Genomic DNA, 20,541 nt, shown 5'->3' with positions numbered 1-20,541 from the left:
CTCAAAATCTCAATTAGGTCTATTTTTTTGATATTTTTTAATCGAAATTATACATTTTTCATATCACTTTCATGTGTTACACTTTTCATTAGTATAACGTTATTTTCAAATATTTATATTTCAATTGCTGTGAGTCATTTGGCAATATTCTTCTCAACTCTTTTAATAAACACGTTCATAATTCCCTCTTAAATTCTTAAATTTGCACCTTAATTATAATGCCACAGACTGCCAACTTGCAGACTGAGGACTGAATACTGATAAATATGTTCAATAATTTAAGTGATAAGTTAGATAAAGCGTTACACGTATTAAAAGGTCATGGTAGCATAACGGAAGTAAATGTTGCTGAAACTTTAAAAGAAGTGAGACGTGCGCTTTTAGATGCCGATGTTAACTTTAAAATTGCAAAGGAATTTACCGTTCGTGTCAAAGAAAAAGCGCTAGGTCAAAATGTATTGACCTCATTGCAGCCAGGTCAGTTAATGGTAAAACTCGTTAAGGACGAATTAACCGAACTCATGGGAGGCGATGCCGAAGGTCTTAATCTTTCTGGTAATCCGAGTGTCATTTTAATGTCTGGTTTACAAGGTTCTGGTAAAACAACCTTTTCTGGTAAACTGGCCAATTATTTAAAAAACAAAAAAACGAAGAAACCTTTATTGGTGGCCTGTGATGTCTATCGTCCTGCTGCAATAGATCAATTACATGTTGTAGGTGATCAAATAGGAATTGAGGTTTTTAGTGATAGAGGAAATAATGATCCTGTTGCGATTTCGCAAGCTGGTATTGCTCATGCAAAAGCCAACGGTCACAATGTAGTGATTATTGATACCGCTGGTCGTTTGGCAGTAGATGAAGCGATGATGACCGAAATTTCGAACATTCATAAAGCCATTCAGCCGCAAGAAACGTTGTTTGTGGTCGATTCCATGACAGGTCAAGATGCTGTGAATACCGCAAAAGCCTTTAATGATATTTTAAATTTTGATGGTGTCATCTTAACGAAATTAGATGGTGATACTCGAGGTGGAGCAGCGATTTCCATTAAGTCTGTCGTTAATAAACCCATTAAATTTATTGGAACTGGTGAGAAGATGGAAGCGATTGATGTTTTCTATCCATCACGTATGGCAGATCGTATTTTAGGAATGGGAGATGTTGTTTCTTTAGTTGAACGTGCACAAGAGCAGTTTGATGAAGAGGAAGCAAGAAAATTACAGAAGAAGATTGCCAAGAACCAATTTGGGTTTGATGATTTCTTAAAACAGATTCAGCAAATCAAGAAAATGGGTAACATGAAAGATCTTGTTGGTATGATTCCTGGTGCAGGAAAAATGATGAAAGATATTGATATAGATGATGATGCTTTTAAAGGTATCGAAGCCATTATTCATTCCATGACGCCAGAAGAACGCGCTAATCCGTCGGTTATAAATTCAAGTCGTAAAAAGCGAATAGGAAAAGGTTCAGGAACATCGGTTCAAGAAGTGAATCAACTTTTGAAGCAGTTTACACAAATGAGTAAAATGATGAAAATGATGCAAGGTGGTGGCGGAAAACGTATGATGCAGATGATGCAGAATATGCCTAAATAAAGTTTGCGGTAATTAGTTTACAGTCGCAGTCACAGTTTTCAGATGTATCCTTTGAAGAGATAGTAAAAGATAAGATTTATGGATTTTAAGAAATTACTGGCTTATCAAAAAGCATTTGATTTAGCAATGTTAATTTTTGAAATTTCAAAGACATTTCCAAAAGAAGAAACTTATTCTTTAACAGATCAAATTAGAAGAAGTTCTCGTTCGGTTAATGCTAATATTGCTGAAGCTTATAGGAAAAGGAGATATCCTAAACATTTTATTAGTAAATTGACTGATGCTGATGGCGAAAATTCTGAGACCAATACATGGTTAGATTTTACACTGAACTGTGACTATCTAACAATTGAACAACATAATAATTTATCAAATCAAGGAATTGAAATAGGTAAATTAATAAATTACATGATTAATAACCCAGGTAAATTCGGAGTAAAAGAAGGGTAAATTGTTTTGAAGATGAGTTTAATTCTCAACAGTAAGTAACTGATCACGATAGTTATCGGAAGAGACTGCGACTTAAAACTAAAAAGCAAGATTAAGCAACTGAAAACTGCGACTGCGACTGCGACTGAAAACTTAAATAGCATGACCATTCTTGATGGAAAAAAAGTAAGCAACGACATTAAAAACGAAATCAAAGCGGAAGTCGATAAGATGAAAGCGAATGATGAAAAAGTTCCGCATTTAGCAGCTGTAATAGTTGGTAATGATGGTGCAAGTTTAACCTATGTGGGCAGCAAAGTAAGGGCTTGCGAACGTGTTGGTTTTGAATCTACAATGGTGCGATTATCTAACACAACCAGTGAAATTGAGCTATTAGATAAGATTGATGAGCTAAATAATAATGACGCTATTGATGGATTTATTATTCAGTTACCCTTGCCTCCTCAAATAAATACCCAAAAAGTATTGATGGCCGTAGATCCCAATAAAGATGTGGATGGATTTCACCCGATGAACTTTGGAAAAATGGCTTTAGATATGTCCACTTTTATACCAGCAACACCATTCGGGATTTTAGAACTGCTAGATCGTTATGGTGTAGAAACCAAAGGCAAACATACCGTTGTTATTGGCCGTTCGCACATTGTTGGTCGCCCAATGAGTATTTTAATGGGACGTAAAGGTTTTCCCGGGAATTCAACCGTGACTTTAACGCATAGCCACACTAAAAACATTACACAGATTACCTCACAAGCAGATATTATTATTTCGGCATTGGGAATTCCTAAATTTTTAAAAGCTGAAATGGTCAAAGATGACGTTGTGATTATTGATGTTGGAATTACAAGAGTTCCAGATGATTCTAAAAAAGGATATTATATTACTGGTGATGTAGATTTTGATAAAGTCAGCAAAAAAGCAAGTTATATTACACCAGTTCCTGGAGGCGTAGGACCGATGACGATTGCCATGTTGTTGAAAAATACTTTATTGGCTAGAGAGCAACACAGAAAGCATAATAGGTCATAATACATATGGAATTAGGATCCTTATTTATTGTGCTCGCAAAAGTTACAATAGGTAGTTTTCAACATATATTTCCTATTCTTATTGCTGCTGGCTTTACTATTATTCTAATAAAATATTCCAAAAAGAATTTCGGCTTATTTCAAAAACAGAGCGCTGTTCATTATTTAGGATGGTTTGTTTCTGTAACGCTTATTGCGTTTCATGCCTATCGCATGCTTTTCGATAATTATAATTTCAAAACAGATTTACCGCTTTATCTCTGTAGCTTATTAGCATTGTTGATTCCGATTTTTACGTATTATCGTAAGTATTGGATGTTCGAGATTTTGGTGTTTTGGATCATTGGTGGCACACTACAAGCCGTAATAACGCCAGATATAACTGACGGGTTCCCGAGTTTTGATTATTTCAGATACTGGATAATTCATTTAGGGTTGCTCGCTATTATCTTCTACTTCATATTTGTTTTCAAGATGAAACCGACATTGAGCAGTGTTTTTAAATCTTTTTTGGCGCTTCAGCTTTATGTGGTTATTATGATCGGAATCAATTACCTGCTCCATTCGAATTATTTCTACTTGAATGAAAAACCTAAGTCAGCCTCTTTGTTAGATTATTTTGGAGAATGGCCTTATTATATATTGATTGGACAGTTGATAATCATTCCTTTGTTTTTGCTGATTTATTTGCCGTTTCATCTTTCTAAACGAAAAAAAATTACTTAGCAAACAACTGACCAATATCCTTAAACGCTTTAAACTCCAAAGCATTGCCTGATGGGTCTTTAAAAAACATAGTAGCTTGTTCTCCAACTTTACCTTCAAATCTTATATAAGGCTCGATAATGAATTTGATGTCTTTCGACTTTAACAATTCTGCAAATTCCCAAAATTTGTTCCACTCTAAAACCACTCCGAAATGTGGCACAGGCACATCTTTACCATCAACAGGATTGGAATGTGAATCTTCTTCTATCTTTTCTTTATAATGAATAACCAACTGATGACCAAAGAAATTATAATCGACCCAATGGTCGCTACTTCGGCCTTCTTCAAAATTTAAAATATTAGTGTAGAAGTTTCTGCATTCTGAAAGATTATTCACAGGAATGGCCAAATGGAAGGGTGAAAGCTTAGACATATTATTTGCTGTTAAGATTTTAATTATTTAGTGACGCTGTTCCAAATATCCAAATATATTTTCCATTCTCCATTTAACTTTTTCCAAATAATCACATATTTGCCATGCCATGAGACTTCTTTTTTTTCTTTTGTTAAGGTTTTGCCTTCATAATAGCCGTAATCATATGCTATGTCATTTTCTATTTGTATTTCAGATGGCGTGACTTTATGGTGAAGGATCTTTACGTCTTTTGGTAATGCCCAGTAAGATTTCAGTTCTGTTTTACCAGACATAATCTGTCTATTATTAGGAAATATTTTTCCATCTTCGGTGTACATATCTACCAAAACATCAATATTTCCATTCATATAGGCTTTTGAAAACGCTTTAATATTTTCTTTGATTATTTCTAAATCTGAAGTAGATTTTGTTTCTCGTTTACAATCGATTTTCCAAGTAGGAAAGACAGTCTTCTCAGTTTTGTCTGTCCATGCTCCAATCCATTTGTAGCCTAAATCACTAATATCATAAAACGTTAATCTAAAATAACCATCTGCTCCATTTGGTGCTTTTTGGTCGCGATATAAGACAATTTTACCATCTTCTGATTTGTTGCCCTCCCAAGTTGGTAGTTTCGCAGATGGTGATCCACTTGAATAATAATGCACATACCATTTACTGCTGTCTGCAATAAACTGACGTATGCTACCCGAATGTTTTCCATCTGCCTTTATTGTCTCATCCTGAACTGCCATGCCGTTCATTATGTATTTCCATTCCCATGTCATATCTACGGGATCAGCCCAAGTTTGGTCTGGATTTCGAGATACGGATTTACAGTTACACTTACCTATTAAAGCTTGATAATCCTTAATTTGTTGCGGTGCTTCAGGATTCGGTAATCCATAAGGATTGGTGTCCGAATCAGCATAATCATTTTGAGAAAAACTGAGGATTGAAAATAGAAGTAGAATAGATAGTATTGGTTTCATATGGAGTTGGTTTTCCTAAAATTAAAAAGGATTTACTCCATATGTTGATTAATTAGGATTTAATTAACGTCTGCTTTTTCTAGGATTAAGTTGATCTGGATCGTAAGTTTTTGTAGACTCACTGATCAATTTTGTCAACGTTTTAAACTCTTCTTTAGTTAATTCTCTATAGTTTCCTAATGGCATATCGAGTTTAATATTCATAATTCGAACACGTTTTAGTGTTTGTACCTCGTAATTGAGATAGTCGCACATTCTTCGAATTTGCCTGTTTAAGCCCTGTGTTAGAATAATACTAAACGTGAATTTATCAATCTTTTTAACCACACATTTTTTGGTGCGCTTTCCTAAGTCTTCGAGATAAATTCCGCCAGCCATACGTTCAACAAAGGTTTGCGAAATCGGCTGGTCAACTGTTACAATGTATTCTTTTTCGTGATTATTGCTGGCACGCAAAATTTTATTGACGATATCGCCATCATCAGTCAATAATATCAATCCTTCACTTGGCTTATCTAATCTTCCTATTGGAAAAATACGTTTTGGATAATTGATGTAATCTATAATATTATCCTTTTCAACACGTGTATCTGTGGTACAAACAATGCCAACCGGTTTATTAAACGCTAAATAGACAAAGTCTTGTTTACGTTCGCCAATAATTTCACCATCAACTTTTACCACATCTTCCGATGCTACTTTGGTTCCCATTTCTGGTACCACATCGTTAATGGTAACTCTACCAGCTTCGATTAAACGATCGGCTGCTCTACGTGAGCAATAACCGGCTTCACTGAGGTATTTATTGAGACGTGTAAGGTTTTCTGACATGATGCAAAAGTACGATAAAGATTAGTCATTTATAAATTGAATAATCTTAGGCGTTAAAGATTCATCCTTCAGTCCATGCCCAAAACCTGTAGTAGAAATAAATTCAGAATTTTTATAGCGGCTAGCAATCAATTGCCCATCCTCGTAAGGAATAATCTTATCATTCTTATCATGAATAACTAAACCTTCGGCCTTAATCGATTCCGTAAAGTTTGCTGCAGAAAAGTAAGAGACGGGTTTTTCAAAACGCTTTAATACAATTGCATCTAAACCACTTGAAATCCTTTTGTTGTAACCCATCATATTTTTATAGCGGTCAAAAACACCTGTAAAATGGGCAGGAGCACCAAGTAAAATCATTTTTTTAACGGAAGGTAATTGATAATGATACATACAAAATACACTTGCCATACCTCCAACGGAATGTCCAATTAAAACCTCTGGTTGAAATTTTTTAGCCACCGCATTTATAAATTCAGAATATAAAACCGCATTAAATTGTTTGCCGTCAGACCTTCCATGAGCTGGTGCATCTAAAGCTACTATATTATAGTCTTGCGCTTTTAAATCGTTTAGAATATACTCCCAACGTGCTGTATTACTTTCCCAACCATGCATCAATAAAACAGTTTTGCCTTTGCCAACCCAACGATACGTGGCGATCTCCATATTGTTATAACATATGTCTTCAAAAAAAGCGGAATCAATGATGCGTTTTTGGTCATCATTATAACGTCCTTTTCGAGGTGAAGCAAATAAGTTTATAGCTTTTTTAGCTGCATATTTTGAAGAAATTAAACTCGTTGCATTTAGAGCACTTCCAATCGATTTGACAACGAAACTACTCATACTATTGGTCTTCTCTGTTAACAGCTTCGATTGAAAATGCAGGTAGGCAAATCGCTAAATACTCGCAAGGTTCCGTGAAGGGGTTTGAATATTGTAATCTGGTATTTTTTTCTACTTTAATGGAATGTCCAGCTTCTAAGATAATGGTTTCTCCTTCTATAATGAACTGCTTTCTACCCTTGATGATAAACGTGTATTCGTCAAATTCTGGTGTCTGGAAAGGCTCTGACCATCCAGGAGGAGCTACCATGTGTGCAATACTTATTTCGGAATTGCCGTCAGTGGCATTTCCAAAATGTTCTTTGATAATTTTACCATCATCGGTAGGAACTATAAAGGGCGAATTTTGAATTTTGTATTTTTTCTTTTTTTGCATTTTTTTACTGCTTACTGCTACTGAATACTGTTCACTGATCTACCAATGTACCATAAAATATTTAATCTTAGCTTTTTCTGGAATCTGAATGGGATCAATTACCATATCCATATCAAAACGCATACTTGCTGGTAGTTCCTTTTTATCAATAGTAAAAGACGCATTGATTTCATTAACAGAAACTACAATCACGTTAATTAAATTATCGACTTTCGAAATTTTATAAGCCTCTTTAACATCTTTAAATGTACTTAAGGTCGAAATATTCTTTTCTGTTTTATAACGCTCATCAATAATGCGAACGCTTGAAATTACCGAAGTCGAATCCAACGCTTCTTTTGGCGATAAATCCAAAAGTTTGTTACCATTTTTTTCAAAAACCTCAATGGTATTTACAGAACCGATAAATTCATCGCCTGCAATATACCGCACAACAGAATCATTACTAAAAATGGCATCCAATTCTTTCACTTTTGTGGAATCTGTTAATAATCCAACATGATGCTTTGAAATGGCAAATGGATCTGGTGGATTGTCTTTCGCACAACTTATTATTAAAAGTGCACAAACCATTACCGCAAATAGGTTATTTTTCATTTTAGATTTAGGTGTCATTTATTTGATCATTTTACTTAATATTCCCAGAACGCCTCGTATTACGGTTGCACTCGTCAAAACCTTTACAATAGGGTTCATTCGTGTACTTTGTCTTCTTGTAGTCCTTGTTCTTCTTTTGCTCTCTGCACGTTTTAAAGCTTCTCGCTCTTCTTTAGCTTTCTGCTTCGCTTCTTCAGCCTGTGCCTGCTCAATTTTTTCATTCAGCATTTCGTAAGCACTATCCCTATCGATTTCTTTATTATATTTTCTAGCGAGTTGAGATTGAGATAAAAGCGTTGCAAGTTCAGATTCAGATAAAATATCCATTCTGCTCATTGGTGCACGCATCATGGTTGCAGCCAAAGGGGTTGGTTTTCCTTTTTCATCCAAAGCTGAGACTAAAGCCTCTCCAATACCAAGTGAAGTCAGCACTTCTGCTGTATCGTAATATTCCGTATCAGGATAATTCTGAGCCGTTAATTTAATCGCTTTTCTATCTTTTGCCGTAAATGCCCTTAAAGCATGTTGCACTTTTAGACCTAATTGTCCCAAAACCGCCTCTGGAACATCCGTTGGATTCTGGGTCACAAAATAGAGCCCAACACCTTTGCTACGAATCAGTTTTACAATACTTTCAATCTGATTTAATAATGCATCAGAAGCTTCATTAAAAATTAAATGGGCCTCGTCAATAAACATGATCAATTCCGGACGTCCACTATCGCCTTGTTCCGGAAATGTAGAATATATTTCAGCCAATAAACTCAACATAAAAGTCGAAAACAATTTCGGTCGATCTTGAATATCCGTTAACCGAATAATATTGATATAACCTCTTCCATTTTCATCGATACGCAACAAATCTTGAGTATCAAATGAGGTTTCTCCAAAGAACAAATCGCCACCTTGTTGTTCTATTTCAATAAGTTTTCTAAGAATCGCTCCTGTTGAAGCTGTAGAAATACGACCATAGGATTCTTCAAATTCGGCTTTACCTTCATTAGTGGCATATTGTAAAATTTTCTTGAAATCCTTAAGATCCAGCAAAGGCAACTTGTTGTCATCGCAATATTTAAATATAACAGAAATAATTCCGGCTTGGGTTTCCGTAACATCCAATATTCTTGAAATTAAAACAGGTCCAAACTCACTGATTGTTGCTCTCAATCTTACACCATCTTGCTCAGACAATGTCATCACTTCTACTGGAAACGCTTTAGGTTCAAAAGGCAAACCTATTTTTTCGTGACGTTCATCAATTTTTGGATGTCCAGGACTTGGTTTGGCTAAGCCACTTAAATCGCCTTTAATGTCCATTAACAAAACAGGAACACCTTTTTCGGATAGATTTTCAGCTAATACTTGAAGTGTTTTCGTTTTTCCAGTTCCTGTTGCTCCAGCAATGAGACCGTGTCTGTTCATGGTTTTTAGCGGCACATTCACAAAGGTATTGGTTATCGTTTCACCATCGAGCATGGCAGAACCCAAGGTAATATAGTCGCCTTTAAAAGTGTTTCCTTCGTTGATGTCTTTTACGAAAGTTTCAGAATTCTTCATTAGTGAGAAAATTTGGATAAAAATAACTTAAATTTATGAAGATTAAAACCTAATTTTCCCAGAACCATCAATAAGAAAAAAGAGCCACTCATGGCGAGTGACCCTTTTCAATCAACTTAACTTACTAAAATTACTAACTTCTAGTGTTTTCTTATTCACAGGTTCTGTCTAGAACTATTTCGTTATTACTATCATTTACGTTATGTAGCACCAATTGCTCTGCCGTACATTCCACAACCAACCAGTTTCCATTTATAGCTTGGATATTTGGTCCGGCAACATTTGAAAACGCTATGACCACGCCATCATTGGCTTGTGATGTTGACCACCCAGCATCAATAGTTATAGTATCATTATAAATGACGACAATGCCAGAGTTTTGTTCAAAATTGAAATTATAGTCAAAAAGATTATCACTTCCATTGTAGCTAGATATATTCCATAAGCATTCAGCCAAAATACCATCGATATCGCCTTCTGTGCAATTTCCGGCATTACAGTCAATGATACTTAATTGAATTGGAAATACTTCATATTGATTGCTAATTTCAACTCTTACATATACGATTTGCATCACATTAACACTCGTATAAACCTCTGGATTGGAAATAGGATTTATTGCTGCTTCAGCGTCAGCTTGTGTTTCATGATAAGTGACCACATCAGCAGTTGGTGTACAATTGGCGAATGCAATTGTCAGGTTAAATTCATAAGGACCATCCGTAAAATTGTCACAGACTTCTAAAATAGCATCGAAACTCTCGAAACATTCAAAATAATTACAATTTTCTGTGTTTAAATACACATTGAATATTTCAAAATTACCACTCGCGGCTTCAATTCTTAAATAGACTTGTGCGGTCAATGTTTCGTAAGATTCCGTATTTGAAATTGGGTTTACATTATTATTTGCATCTGCTAATGTTTCATGAAATGAAGGTGTAAAGGAAGCGCTACAATCTATCAATCCAATAGTATTTGCGCTTAAGTTATAAACGGGAGCGTTGTTAGGCTGTTCACAGGTTAAAATTTCAAAATCACCAAAACAATTGAAGAGTTCATCATCATTTGGTAAATTACATTCCTGCTCTAAGTAGATATAATTATTGCCAATTACAAGGTGTAAAAAACCATCATTGCACTCCACAATCTGCCATTGTCCATTTAAAGTTTCAAATCCTTGCTGTAAGATAAACTCGATAAATTTTTCTGTTGAAACGGTCACTAAATCCCAAGTTCCGATTTGAGTTTCGGTATTGCCGTTATTAGACAATAAAACCTGTGCGTTTGGTGTAAAATAAACATAGATAGGAACCAAAGAATCCATAAGATTAGTTTGCAATTGCCAGGCACACTCAATAATATTTGCATTGATTTCTTCCTCAGAACACCCTAAATTACCTTCGCAATCTTGTTCTAATACTAAAGTTTGATTTACTTTGGTCAACACCATTCTATCAACATCACATTCAATTATCAACCAATCGCCTCCAAGACTGTCTTGAAAAGCTGTTAATTCTGAAAAGTTCAAAATAATACCATTTTCTGTAGCTGACAAATTCCAATTGCCACCAATAGCAGAGGTTGCCATTCCTTCAGAAATCTGTAATTCTCCATTAGGATTAAAAATCATTCTATCATTTTCAAAATTCCCAGAACCATCGCTAAAAGCCCATGAACATTCTATTAAGTTTTGTGCGACTTCATCTTCAAGGCAATCGTTTTCATCTTCACAAAATTGATCTGCAACTTCTATCGCTGCGGCTAATTCTTCATTGGTATCGACTTCAATAGTTTCGCCATTTGCGTACGCTATGGTTACAGGAAAGTTTAAGCTCACAATCACAGCATTCTCATCGTCTTCCAATTCATCTAAAAATATATATAAGGCTTCGTCATCTGAAATAACGACCGTATCTACTAAGTTAAATCCTGAATTGAATACCGAAAATGAAATTGGATACACAAAATCAGCACATGCAATAACATCGTTTTCATCCTCAACACATTCGTCTATGAAACTTTGCAACATGTTTGCATTTTCAATGATAATTTGGCTATAATCATTGAATATGATGGTAATCGGAAATACGAATTCCATTACATCCTCATCAACTGAAATATCATATAACACATCTTCTAGCGCTTCTAAATCAGCTTCACTTTCAATGATAATTGTGATATCGCTAACTTGAATAGTTACAGGTAATTCAACAGAAAAACAACTTGCGCCATCCAAAATATCATCAGCAGCACCAAAATTAGACGCTGTTCTGCTCATAAGACTTGCCAACGTAGAGTTGGGCACAATCGTTTCTTGCTCGTTCGGATTTTCAATTTGCTCAATTTCGTCTTGACAAGATGTGACGCACAAAAAGGCAAAAAGGAAGCTTATTAATAGGTGACTGATTTGGATTTTCATGGCGCTTAAGCTTTAACTCTTTATTATAAAACAGTTTAAACACAAAAAATCCTACCCAACATTATTAAAAAATTATTTATAATTTGTGGCACCTAATAATAGACATGAGCAAACCTTTACAAGATAATATCTGCGAATCACATCTGTTTGAACGTTTGTATAAGAAACACGCCAAGAACCTTCATGATTTTTTGTATTATAAATTCGGCGAGCACTTAAACCCACAAGATCAAGTTCAGGAAGCGTTTATTAAACTGTGGCAAAATTGTGGCAAAATTGCACCAGCTAAAGCGAAGAGTTATTTATTTACTACGGCAAACAATTTAATGCTCAATGCTGTGGCGCACCAAAAAGTGGTTTTAAAATTTAGTAAAAAACCTCAAAAACATTCAACAAACGAAACGCCTGAGTTTGTATTACAAGAAAAAGAATACCATCAAAAATTACAACATGCCATAAGTAACTTAACGGAAGCACAGCGTGTCGCTTTTTTAATGAACAGAATTGAAGGGAAACGTTTTAAGGAAATTGCAGGTTTGTTGGGCATTTCAGTAAAGGCGGTTGAAAAACGAATTTATGGTGCTTTAAAGAAGTTGCGGGAGGAAGTGGATGGACTTTAAATAGTTTTCAGTCTCAGTCTTAGTTTTCAGGGTAAAGTGTAAAGTGTAAAGTGAAAAAAAATTGAACAAAGAAATAAGACCGTTGACTGCAGACTGCATACTGAGGACTGCCAACTGCCAACAGCGGAACTTTGAACTTTGAACTTTGTATGTCCCTAGTATAGGTTGACCACTTTAAACAAAGTGTAAACTTATGAAAGCAAACATTAAACTATTAAAAAAGAAACGAATTTATTCTGAAGAATTTAAACGACAAATCGTAAAAGATTTTGAATCTGGTCAATTTAGCGTGCCTCAATTGGAAAAATTACACAACATAAGCAATACATCAATTTACAGTTGGATCCATAAATTTTCTACCTTTAACGAAAAAGGTTCAAGAGTTGTAGAGATGAAAAACAGTAGTGCCCAAAAGATGAAAGAACAACAAGCCCGAATAAAAGAGCTTGAAGCCATAGTTGGGCGTAAACAGATAAAGATAGATTATTTGGAGAAGCTAATTGATATTGCAGAAGACGATTTAAGTATAGATATCAAAAAAAATTCCAACACTCCGCAATCAACTGGTTCAGAACACATAAAGAAACACTAAGTTTTAGTATGAACCAGCTTTATAAAACCATAGGCATCAGTAAACAAGCCGTTAACCAGTATGCAAAGCGGCAAGCGGTTTTCGATAGTCGAGTGTCTCAATTAATATTAGAGGCAGATGATCTTCGGGAGGATCATCCTGGTTGTGGAGTAGAAAAGATGTACAATATATTAGATCCGGATTTTATAGGTCGAGACCGTTTTATAGAAACCATGATGGGTCTTGGTTACAGAATTAAAAAGAAAAGGAATTATAAACGCACAACAATAGCAGGTAAAAAGTTTTATCCCAACCTAATAAAAGGTCTAAGGGTAAACGCACCAAACGTGGTATGGCAATCGGACATAACCTATCTGCCGCTCAACGGAAAACACTATTACGCTGTGTTTATAATAGATGTTTATACAAAAAAGATTGTTGGGTTTATCGTATCTGATAACATGAGAGCGCAAGCGAATGTAGAAGCACTTAAAATGGCAATCAAGGAAAATAATGCACCCGAGATCCATAACTCGGACAGGGGAAGCCAATACACTTACAGTAAATACATAGACTTACTGGTAAGCAATGGCACTAAGATAAGTATGTCTTTAAGTGGACTGGACAATGCATATGCAGAACGAATCAATAGAACTATAAAAGAAGAATATTTAGATTATTGGAAACCAGAAACCTTCTTTCAATTAAAAAAATGTGTAGCAAAAGCAGTTAAGAATTATAATGAAAAAAGAACACATAAAAGTTTACCAAAAATGAGCCCAGACAATTTTGAGAAATATTGGTCAACCTTAAAACCAAAAAATAGACCCATAATTACTATTTTTAACAATGAAGTAAATAACTAAAAAACGGTCAACTCTATTCAGGGAAGTACACTTAAACGAGGTAGGGATTTTTAAACCGAAGCTGTTATATACTTGAAATCATATAGATGATTGAAAAAATGAAACGAAAAGAACTCATAAAAAAGTGGTTGAATAATAACCTAAATACTGAAGAGCAAAGGGCTTTTAAGCAACTAGCGGATTATAACCAACTCCTAAAAATGGATGCGGCTTTAAAGGATTTTAAAGCCCCTGAATTTTCTACTGACAAAACTTACGAAACCCTAAAACCAAATCTTAAATCTGAGAAAACGAATTCAAATCAATGGTTAAGACCGTTGCTTCGAATTGCGGCAATTTTGGCTATTGGATTTAGTATTTATTATTATACTACGAGCTTAGATACTGAAGTGGGAACGCTCATAGCACAGCAAACCACGATTGAATTACCTGATAATTCTACGGTGGATTTAAATGCCAATTCAACGCTAACCTTTAATGACCATAATTGGAGTGACAATAGAGAAGTCAAACTTAAAGGTGAAGCATTTTTTAAGGTTGCCAAAGGTCAGAAATTTGATGTGATTACAGCTGACGGAATTGTTAGTGTTTTAGGCACTCAGTTTAATGTAAAACAACGTGACGCTTATTTTCAAGTGACTTGCTACGAAGGTTTAGTTGGCGTTACGTACAATGATAACACTGTAAAATTAAAACCTGGACATACCTTCCAAATTATCGATGGGAAATTACTTGCCAATGAAAAAGAAAACGCTGCCCAACCAAATTGGTTGCGTGGCGAAAGTAGTTTTAATAGTGTTCCTTTAAATTATGTGATTGCTGAGTTTGAAAATCAATATGATTTCAACATAAATACCGATAATATTGATACGTCGCGTCTATTCACTGGAAGTTTTACGCATAATAATTTAGATTTAGCCTTGAAATCTGTTACAATACCTTTAAATTTAAGCTACAGCAAATCAGGAAAATCTATTCTATTAAAGCGTGAATAAAAAATTACGGTGTTTCTTTGTCTACTTTTTAACGATTGTCTTTTGTAACCTTATTTACAGTCAGGAGCAACAGGAGAAACAGCCACTTACCCAAATTCTATTAGAATTAGAAAATAAATACGATTTAAAGTTCTCGTTTGAGACCAAAACGATTGCAGGCATATCAATAAATCCATTATATCCGGAATTATCCTTAGAACAAGTTATCAATCAATTAAAATTAGAAACAAATCTTAATTTTGAAATTTTAAGTAACCGCTTTATTGCCGTCACTTTAAAGGAAATCTCCGAAATTGATAATGCGGTTCAACGTTTAGAAGAAGTGGTGGTTACCAACTATCTGACCAAAGGGATTTCTAAAACCAATAACGGCACTATAAAAGCAGACACCAAGGCGTTTCAAATTTTACCTGGTTTAATTGAACCAGATGTGCTTCAAATAGTGCAAAATCTACCAGGAATTATTAGTGCAGATGAGCGTATTTCCAATATCAATGTTCGTGGTGGCACTAACGACCAAAATCTCATCTTATACGAAGGCATTAGGATGTACCAAACCGGCCATTTTTTTGGATTGATTTCCGTTTTTAATCCTTATTTATCCGATGACGTTACCGTTTCTAAAAATGGAACAAGTGCCAGATTTGGTAATGCCGTATCGAGTACAATTGCTATTCAAAACACAGACGAACTAGACCAAAAAACAAGTATTGGAGTTGGTGGGAATTTGCTGAGTGTTGATGGTTTTGCAAAGATCCCATTGTCGGACAAAATAGAATTACAATTGGCGGCCAGACGTTCCTTTACAGATCTCGTAGTATCAAAAACTTATGATGCTTATTTTGACCGTATTTTTATTGATTCGGAATTAAATTCCTCAAATAGCAATACACAATTAGCTCTCGAAGAACGTTTTTTGTTTTACGATTTTAATGCTAAATTTTTATACGACATTGATAATTCGTCCAAGTTACGCATCAATGTAGTGAACATGTACAATGACTTAGATTACAATCAGGTTTTCACAACTACGAATAATAATTTTCAAGAAACACAAAGTGAGTTGAGCCAAGTTAGCTATGGTGCAAGTGCCAGCTATTCAAAAATGCTGAAAAACGAAATTAACCTATCCGCTCAAATCTATTATTCCAACTACGATTTGGATTCCAAAAACAATAACATTACAGATAGTCAAATTTTAAACCAAGAGAATAAAGTTGAGGATTACGGCTTGCGATTAGATGTATCAAAAGTGCTGAGTCCGAGTTTAAAAATAAATCTTGGTTATCAATTTAATGAAGTAGGTGTTACGAATTCTGAAAACGTTATCAACCCGAATTTCACGAGTTTAACGAAGGAAATCATGAGAACTAGTGCCCTATTTGGTGAAGTAGTTCGTTATTCCCAATCTCGAAATACGTATTTGCGCTTAGGTGCACGAATCAGTTATTTTGGTAAACTGCAAGAACTTATTATTGAACCTCGTTTTGCATTCAACCAAAAAATATCGGATTATTTTAGACTGGAAATTTTAGGTGAATTAAAAAATCAATCCATTACCCAAATTATAGATTTACAGCAAGATTTTTTAGGTATCGAAAAGCGTCGATGGCAATTAGCGAATGGAAATAACATCCCATTAATTAAAAGTCAACAAGTATCAGCTGGAATAAGCTATAATCAAAATAACCTATTGGTTTCGCTTGAAGGCTACTACAAAAACGTGAGCAATATTACCGCTCAAAGTCAAGGATTTCAAAACCAGTTTCAGTTTACAAACGACATTGGTTCATATACGGTTAAAGGCATTGACTTTTTAATCAATAAACGCATTAATGATTTTAGTACATGGCTGAGTTATACATTCAGTAAAAACGATTATCATTTTGAAAATTTGAACGACGGCAATTCGTTTCCAAACACTTTAGATTTACGACAGGTTGCCAATGCCTCTTTAACGTACAGCAAACACAATTTTAAAGTCGGTTTTGGTATCAATTGGCATTCTGGAAGACCATACACAGCGCCTTTAACATTGCAAGATAATAGCAATTCTTTTATTGAATACAACACACCTAACAGCTCTCGATTACCCGATTATTTTAGAACAGATATTTCAGCCATTTATAATTTTAAAATTTCTAAAAAAATAAAAGCGGAGGTTGGTGCTTCTGTTTGGAATATCTTCAATCAAACCAATATTATCAATCGTTATTATAGCTTAAATTCAGACGATTCTATAATTGAAATCGATAATCGCTCGTTAAAATTTACACCAAATTTTAGTTTTAGAATCAATTTTTAATTGTTTATTGTCGTACCAACCTATGTAACCAGTGTACACTAAGAACTATCAACGTTTCATTACGATAATAGCTTTTGTCCTTTTTTCTCAAAACGGTTTTACACAATCGGCAACTACGAATGACAGCTCATCCCTATTTTTCATTCCTGAAATTCTTGTTGGAAAGACCATGGAAGCCAATACGGATTTCCCTGAAACCAAACTTCAAAAAAATCTATTTCTTAGTATTGGACGCTACAATTTTAATGCCGAAAAGGAATGGGCAGCTAGACTAAATTATCCAAAAACTGGAATTTCTTTTGGTTATACAGACTTTGGAAATTCGGAAAACGTTGGTCGTGCTTATAGTGTATTACCCTTTATAGAATTTTCAGTTTTAAAAAAACAAATTCAAGGTTTAGGCTTGCAAATTGGGTTTGGCAGTTCTTATATGGATACGCAATATGACGAAATTACCAACGAGTTCAATAGAGCGATTACCACAAAATTTAATTGGTCGTTTCGTTCCTTTTTATATTATGATATTTTTAAAACCCATACAATAGATTGGCGATTTGGCTTGGGCTATTTGCACCATTCCAATGGGCACACCAATTTACCGAATCAAGGATTAAATTCTTTAGCAGCCAGTATTTCTGGAAAGATAGAACAGAAAAAACGTGAGGTATCTAAATTTGAAAAACCAGCTTTTAAATCAAAATCCCAAACTTACTTGTCCTTTCGATTTGGTTTAGGTCAAAATGTTTTATCTGAAACATTTAATTCAAAAAAAGAAGTTTATACCATTTCGGCTTCGGCAGGAAAAATTCTGAACAACACGTTTAAATTTGGAGGTGGATTTTACTATAGATTTTACGAACACTACTACGATTATATAAATAATAGTGAAACTTTAGTTGAAGAGCAATTCCCTCATTTTACAAAAAACCCTTTTGGTTATGCTACAGCTTTTGGGCTTTTTGCAACCTCAGAATTATTAATGGACCACGTTGGTTTTGAATTTGATCTTGGCCTCAACATTTACAAACCATTCTACAAAATAGATTGGCAGCTTAATCAAGGGTATTCTTATGAAAATGAAAATGGAGAAACGGTAGAAGTGTTAGGTGAATTGAATTGGTATTACGAGATAAAACGAACGGTTTCCGCCAAAATGGGATTAAAATATTATTTATGGAGCACCAACAAAGCACCAAAGCATAATATTTTCATTGGCGCACATTTAAATGCTAACCTTGGCCAGGCAGATTTTACGGAGTTGAGTTTTGGTTATGTATTTCGTTTTAATTTAAAAGAGGGAGAACTATAATTATGACAGAAAAAGAATTACAAAAACTAAAATTTCCTATTGGCGAATTTCAAAAACCTGAGGTCATTAATGCACAACATATTGAAAGTTGGATTCAGTCTATTGAAACCCTACCGAAATCCATAATTTCATTGACATCCAATCTTAATGAAATAGAACTCAATTACAAATACAGACCAAATGGCTGGACGGTTAAGCAAGTAGTTCATCATTGTGCAGATAGTCACATCAATAGTTTATTGAGATTCAAATTGGCGTTAACCGAAAACAATCCAACTATAAAACCTTATTATGAAGACCGTTTTGCGGAATTAATTGATTATTCAGAACCGATTGACGCGTCAATTTCTATTCTCGTTGGTGTTCATAAAAAACTTGGTGTTTTGCTAAAAAATCTTAATGATCAAGAATTAAAACGTGAATTTATCCACCCAGAACATGGTAAACGGTTTTCGCTTGAAGAAACTATTGGTATGTATGCCTGGCATAGCAATCATCATGTGGCACATATGAAGCAAGCCTTGTATTATAAAGGTTTGTTTAAATAAATAACCCTGAAATAAATTCAGGGTAATTATATAAAATTTATATGCCTTTAAACTAAGGAGTGCCAGCTACCGTTTTACTCTTTTCCTTTTCTTTTTGCTTTTCAATATTTTTTCTGATTTTATTTATAGCAGACTGAATAGATTTATCGGGTTCTATGAGGTTGTATTTACCCCAAAAGTTAGGATCTGAAAATCCTGAAATGGCATCAGTAATAATCACCGTTGGTCTCAATCTATCCTTGTTCCTGATTTTTTTACCCGTTACATTAACTTCCCAATCGGTTACCGCCATTTCACTGGCCAAAGTATAGACCTTATTAAAAAGTTGACGCTTTTTATTGACCTTAAACTTTAAGCTTAAGGTAGAGTAGCTATAATACCATTTATTTCCTTTGGCTTTATAATCGACTTTATAATTAGCTTCCAACGGATATACCACAACATCACGAGGTTTTCTACTCACCAACAAATTCTTCGTTTTGCTCTTATTACTTAAATCCAAATTATAACTTGCACTTACCAATGCGAGCGATTCCACATCAATAAAAAGCTTACCTATATAGTTAATTTTTAGGACTGAATTCTTTGGTCTAAAATTCACTACATAAACCGTTTTATTATTTATGGTTGTTGGTTGATCGAAAGAAAATTGATACGATTTAATACTTTCGTCAGTAAAAATATATTCTGGATACTTCATGATATCCATGTATAAGGTAGAAAATGGTCCGCCTTGTAACTTTACCGAAACCGTATCCAAACGTTTGTAATCTGTACTTTTACGCGCTTTTCCAAGCTGAATCGCATCACGTTGTTGAGATGTATTTGGTTCCTTTAAAATATTAACAATCGCTTCTGTTAAGGACACGTTTCTATTACGACGCTTTATAGTTTCACGATAAAAAGCGGTCATAAATACAGATTCTTCCTCTAAGTTTTTATTCTTATCTTCAAAAACCTTTCTAACTAAACTTCTGGCATCCTTAAATGTTGAGATACTCACTGCAGATAATTCGGTAATTGCTGGATATAATTTAATCGTACTCTCTTCATTGGATAGTTCCGATAAAGGAAGCACATAGGTATTGTAGCCCAATGATGAAACCATCAGTTTAGCATCCGAATAATTGCTAGGTACTTTTAGTTTGAATTCGCCTTCAGAATTTGTTATAGTACCAATATTGGTACCATTAATATTTAAGCTTACAGCTTCTAAAGATTTATCAGACTGTCCATCAACGACCCTTCCATTATACTCCTTAAAATCAGTTTGAGCATTCAGGGAAAAGGCTAAAAACAACATTGAAATAAATGTACTTGCGTAAATTTTTAAAGTGTGTAATTTTTCCATAACAGTAGTTTTTAATGCCAAAATTAGCCTTTCTAAGATACAAAAAAATATCGAAACCACTCTTTTCCAATATGTTAAAACATTAGGAAATAAAAGTTGAAATTACTTTGAAAAGTATATCAATTTCAAAGGAATAGTGAATCTAACTTTATC

The 20,541-nt window shown here is 34.5% G+C and carries 20 protein-coding genes; 11 read left to right on the top strand and 9 right to left on the bottom strand.

The features are described from left to right. Nucleotides 1-266: 266 nt before the first annotated feature. The 4 genes from ffh to HM990_RS03780 all read left to right on the top strand — a co-directional run bounded on the left by ffh (nucleotide 267) and on the right by HM990_RS03780 (nucleotide 3,802). Nucleotides 267-1,598, top strand: a complete 1,332-nt coding sequence (ffh, locus tag HM990_RS03795) for a signal recognition particle protein (RefSeq protein WP_178987666.1) — start codon at nucleotides 267-269, stop codon at nucleotides 1,596-1,598. Nucleotides 1,599-1,676: 78 nt separating this feature from the next. Further along, nucleotides 1,677-2,048: a four helix bundle protein gene (locus tag HM990_RS03790; protein ID WP_178987665.1), complete on the top strand. Its 372-nt coding sequence runs from the start codon at nucleotides 1,677-1,679 to the stop codon at nucleotides 2,046-2,048. Nucleotides 2,049-2,189: 141 nt separating this feature from the next. After that, nucleotides 2,190-3,077: a bifunctional 5,10-methylenetetrahydrofolate dehydrogenase/5,10-methenyltetrahydrofolate cyclohydrolase gene (locus tag HM990_RS03785; RefSeq protein ID WP_178987664.1), complete on the top strand. Its 888-nt coding sequence runs from the start codon at nucleotides 2,190-2,192 to the stop codon at nucleotides 3,075-3,077. Nucleotides 3,078-3,082: 5 nt separating this feature from the next. Beyond that, nucleotides 3,083-3,802 carry a YwaF family protein gene (locus tag HM990_RS03780; RefSeq protein WP_178987663.1) on the top strand — a complete coding sequence of 240 codons (720 nt, stop codon included), beginning with the start codon at nucleotides 3,083-3,085 and terminating at the stop codon, nucleotides 3,800-3,802. Here the strand turns inward: HM990_RS03780 and HM990_RS03775 are convergent. The 8 genes from HM990_RS03775 to HM990_RS03740 form a co-directional block, all read right to left on the bottom strand. Then, on the bottom strand, nucleotides 3,795-4,217 hold the full coding sequence (locus HM990_RS03775; RefSeq protein WP_178987662.1) for a VOC family protein: 423 nt from the start codon (nucleotides 4,215-4,217) through the stop codon (nucleotides 3,795-3,797). The two genes, HM990_RS03780 and HM990_RS03775, sit on opposite strands and share 8 nt — an antisense overlap. A gap of 23 nt (nucleotides 4,218-4,240) precedes the next feature. Continuing rightward, entirely contained in the window at nucleotides 4,241-5,191 is a 951-nt protein-coding gene (locus HM990_RS03770) for a YybH family protein (RefSeq protein WP_178987661.1), read from the bottom strand. A gap of 63 nt (nucleotides 5,192-5,254) precedes the next feature. Further along, nucleotides 5,255-6,022, bottom strand: coding sequence for a 23S rRNA pseudouridine(2604) synthase RluF (rluF, locus tag HM990_RS03765; protein ID WP_178987660.1), 768 nt, complete (start codon nucleotides 6,020-6,022; stop codon nucleotides 5,255-5,257). Between the two features lie 21 nt (nucleotides 6,023-6,043). After that, entirely contained in the window at nucleotides 6,044-6,871 is an 828-nt protein-coding gene (locus tag HM990_RS03760; RefSeq protein ID WP_178987659.1) for an alpha/beta fold hydrolase, read from the bottom strand. A gap of 1 nt (nucleotide 6,872) precedes the next feature. After that, nucleotides 6,873-7,247, bottom strand: a complete 375-nt coding sequence (locus tag HM990_RS03755) for a cupin domain-containing protein (RefSeq protein WP_178987658.1) — start codon at nucleotides 7,245-7,247, stop codon at nucleotides 6,873-6,875. A gap of 39 nt (nucleotides 7,248-7,286) precedes the next feature. Then, on the bottom strand, nucleotides 7,287-7,844 hold the full coding sequence (locus tag HM990_RS03750; RefSeq protein ID WP_178987657.1) for a hypothetical protein: 558 nt from the start codon (nucleotides 7,842-7,844) through the stop codon (nucleotides 7,287-7,289). Nucleotides 7,845-7,862: 18 nt separating this feature from the next. Next, entirely contained in the window at nucleotides 7,863-9,401 is a 1,539-nt protein-coding gene (locus HM990_RS03745) for a helicase HerA-like domain-containing protein (protein ID WP_178987656.1), read from the bottom strand. A gap of 151 nt (nucleotides 9,402-9,552) precedes the next feature. Further along, nucleotides 9,553-11,823, bottom strand: a complete 2,271-nt coding sequence (locus HM990_RS03740; protein WP_178987655.1) for a hypothetical protein — start codon at nucleotides 11,821-11,823, stop codon at nucleotides 9,553-9,555. 104 nt (nucleotides 11,824-11,927) lie between these two features. On the opposite strand from HM990_RS03740, the gene HM990_RS03735 reads away from it, so the two are divergent. The 7 genes from HM990_RS03735 to HM990_RS03705 all read left to right on the top strand — a co-directional run bounded on the left by HM990_RS03735 (nucleotide 11,928) and on the right by HM990_RS03705 (nucleotide 19,037). Then, nucleotides 11,928-12,443 carry an RNA polymerase sigma factor gene (locus tag HM990_RS03735; RefSeq protein ID WP_178987654.1) on the top strand — a complete coding sequence of 172 codons (516 nt, stop codon included), beginning with the start codon at nucleotides 11,928-11,930 and terminating at the stop codon, nucleotides 12,441-12,443. Nucleotides 12,444-12,636: 193 nt separating this feature from the next. Then, nucleotides 12,637-13,035, top strand: a complete 399-nt coding sequence (locus HM990_RS03730; RefSeq protein ID WP_178987625.1) for a transposase — start codon at nucleotides 12,637-12,639, stop codon at nucleotides 13,033-13,035. 8 nt (nucleotides 13,036-13,043) lie between these two features. After that, complete coding sequence (locus tag HM990_RS03725) at nucleotides 13,044-13,880, top strand: IS3 family transposase (protein ID WP_178987653.1); 837 nt, start codon at nucleotides 13,044-13,046, stop codon at nucleotides 13,878-13,880. Nucleotides 13,881-13,978: 98 nt separating this feature from the next. Next, complete coding sequence (locus HM990_RS03720; RefSeq protein WP_178987652.1) at nucleotides 13,979-14,875, top strand: FecR family protein; 897 nt, start codon at nucleotides 13,979-13,981, stop codon at nucleotides 14,873-14,875. Further along, on the top strand, nucleotides 14,868-17,180 hold the full coding sequence (locus tag HM990_RS03715) for a TonB-dependent receptor domain-containing protein (protein WP_178987651.1): 2,313 nt from the start codon (nucleotides 14,868-14,870) through the stop codon (nucleotides 17,178-17,180). Before HM990_RS03720 ends, HM990_RS03715 begins: the two co-directional genes overlap by 8 nt. Before the next feature lie 31 nt (nucleotides 17,181-17,211). Further along, entirely contained in the window at nucleotides 17,212-18,489 is a 1,278-nt protein-coding gene (locus tag HM990_RS03710; protein WP_178987650.1) for an acyloxyacyl hydrolase, read from the top strand. Between the two features lie 2 nt (nucleotides 18,490-18,491). Continuing rightward, on the top strand, nucleotides 18,492-19,037 hold the full coding sequence (locus tag HM990_RS03705; protein WP_178987649.1) for a YfiT family bacillithiol transferase: 546 nt from the start codon (nucleotides 18,492-18,494) through the stop codon (nucleotides 19,035-19,037). Nucleotides 19,038-19,089: 52 nt separating this feature from the next. Here the strand turns inward: HM990_RS03705 and HM990_RS03700 are convergent, their stop codons facing one another. Beyond that, complete coding sequence (locus tag HM990_RS03700; protein WP_178987648.1) at nucleotides 19,090-20,388, bottom strand: carboxypeptidase-like regulatory domain-containing protein; 1,299 nt, start codon at nucleotides 20,386-20,388, stop codon at nucleotides 19,090-19,092. Between the last annotated feature and the right edge of the window lie 153 nt (nucleotides 20,389-20,541).

The organism is Winogradskyella schleiferi (assembly GCF_013394655.1).
In the GTDB taxonomy this organism is placed as follows: Bacteria; Bacteroidota; Bacteroidia; order Flavobacteriales; family Flavobacteriaceae; genus Winogradskyella; species Winogradskyella schleiferi.
This window is presented reverse-complemented; position numbering and strand designations above follow the sequence as displayed.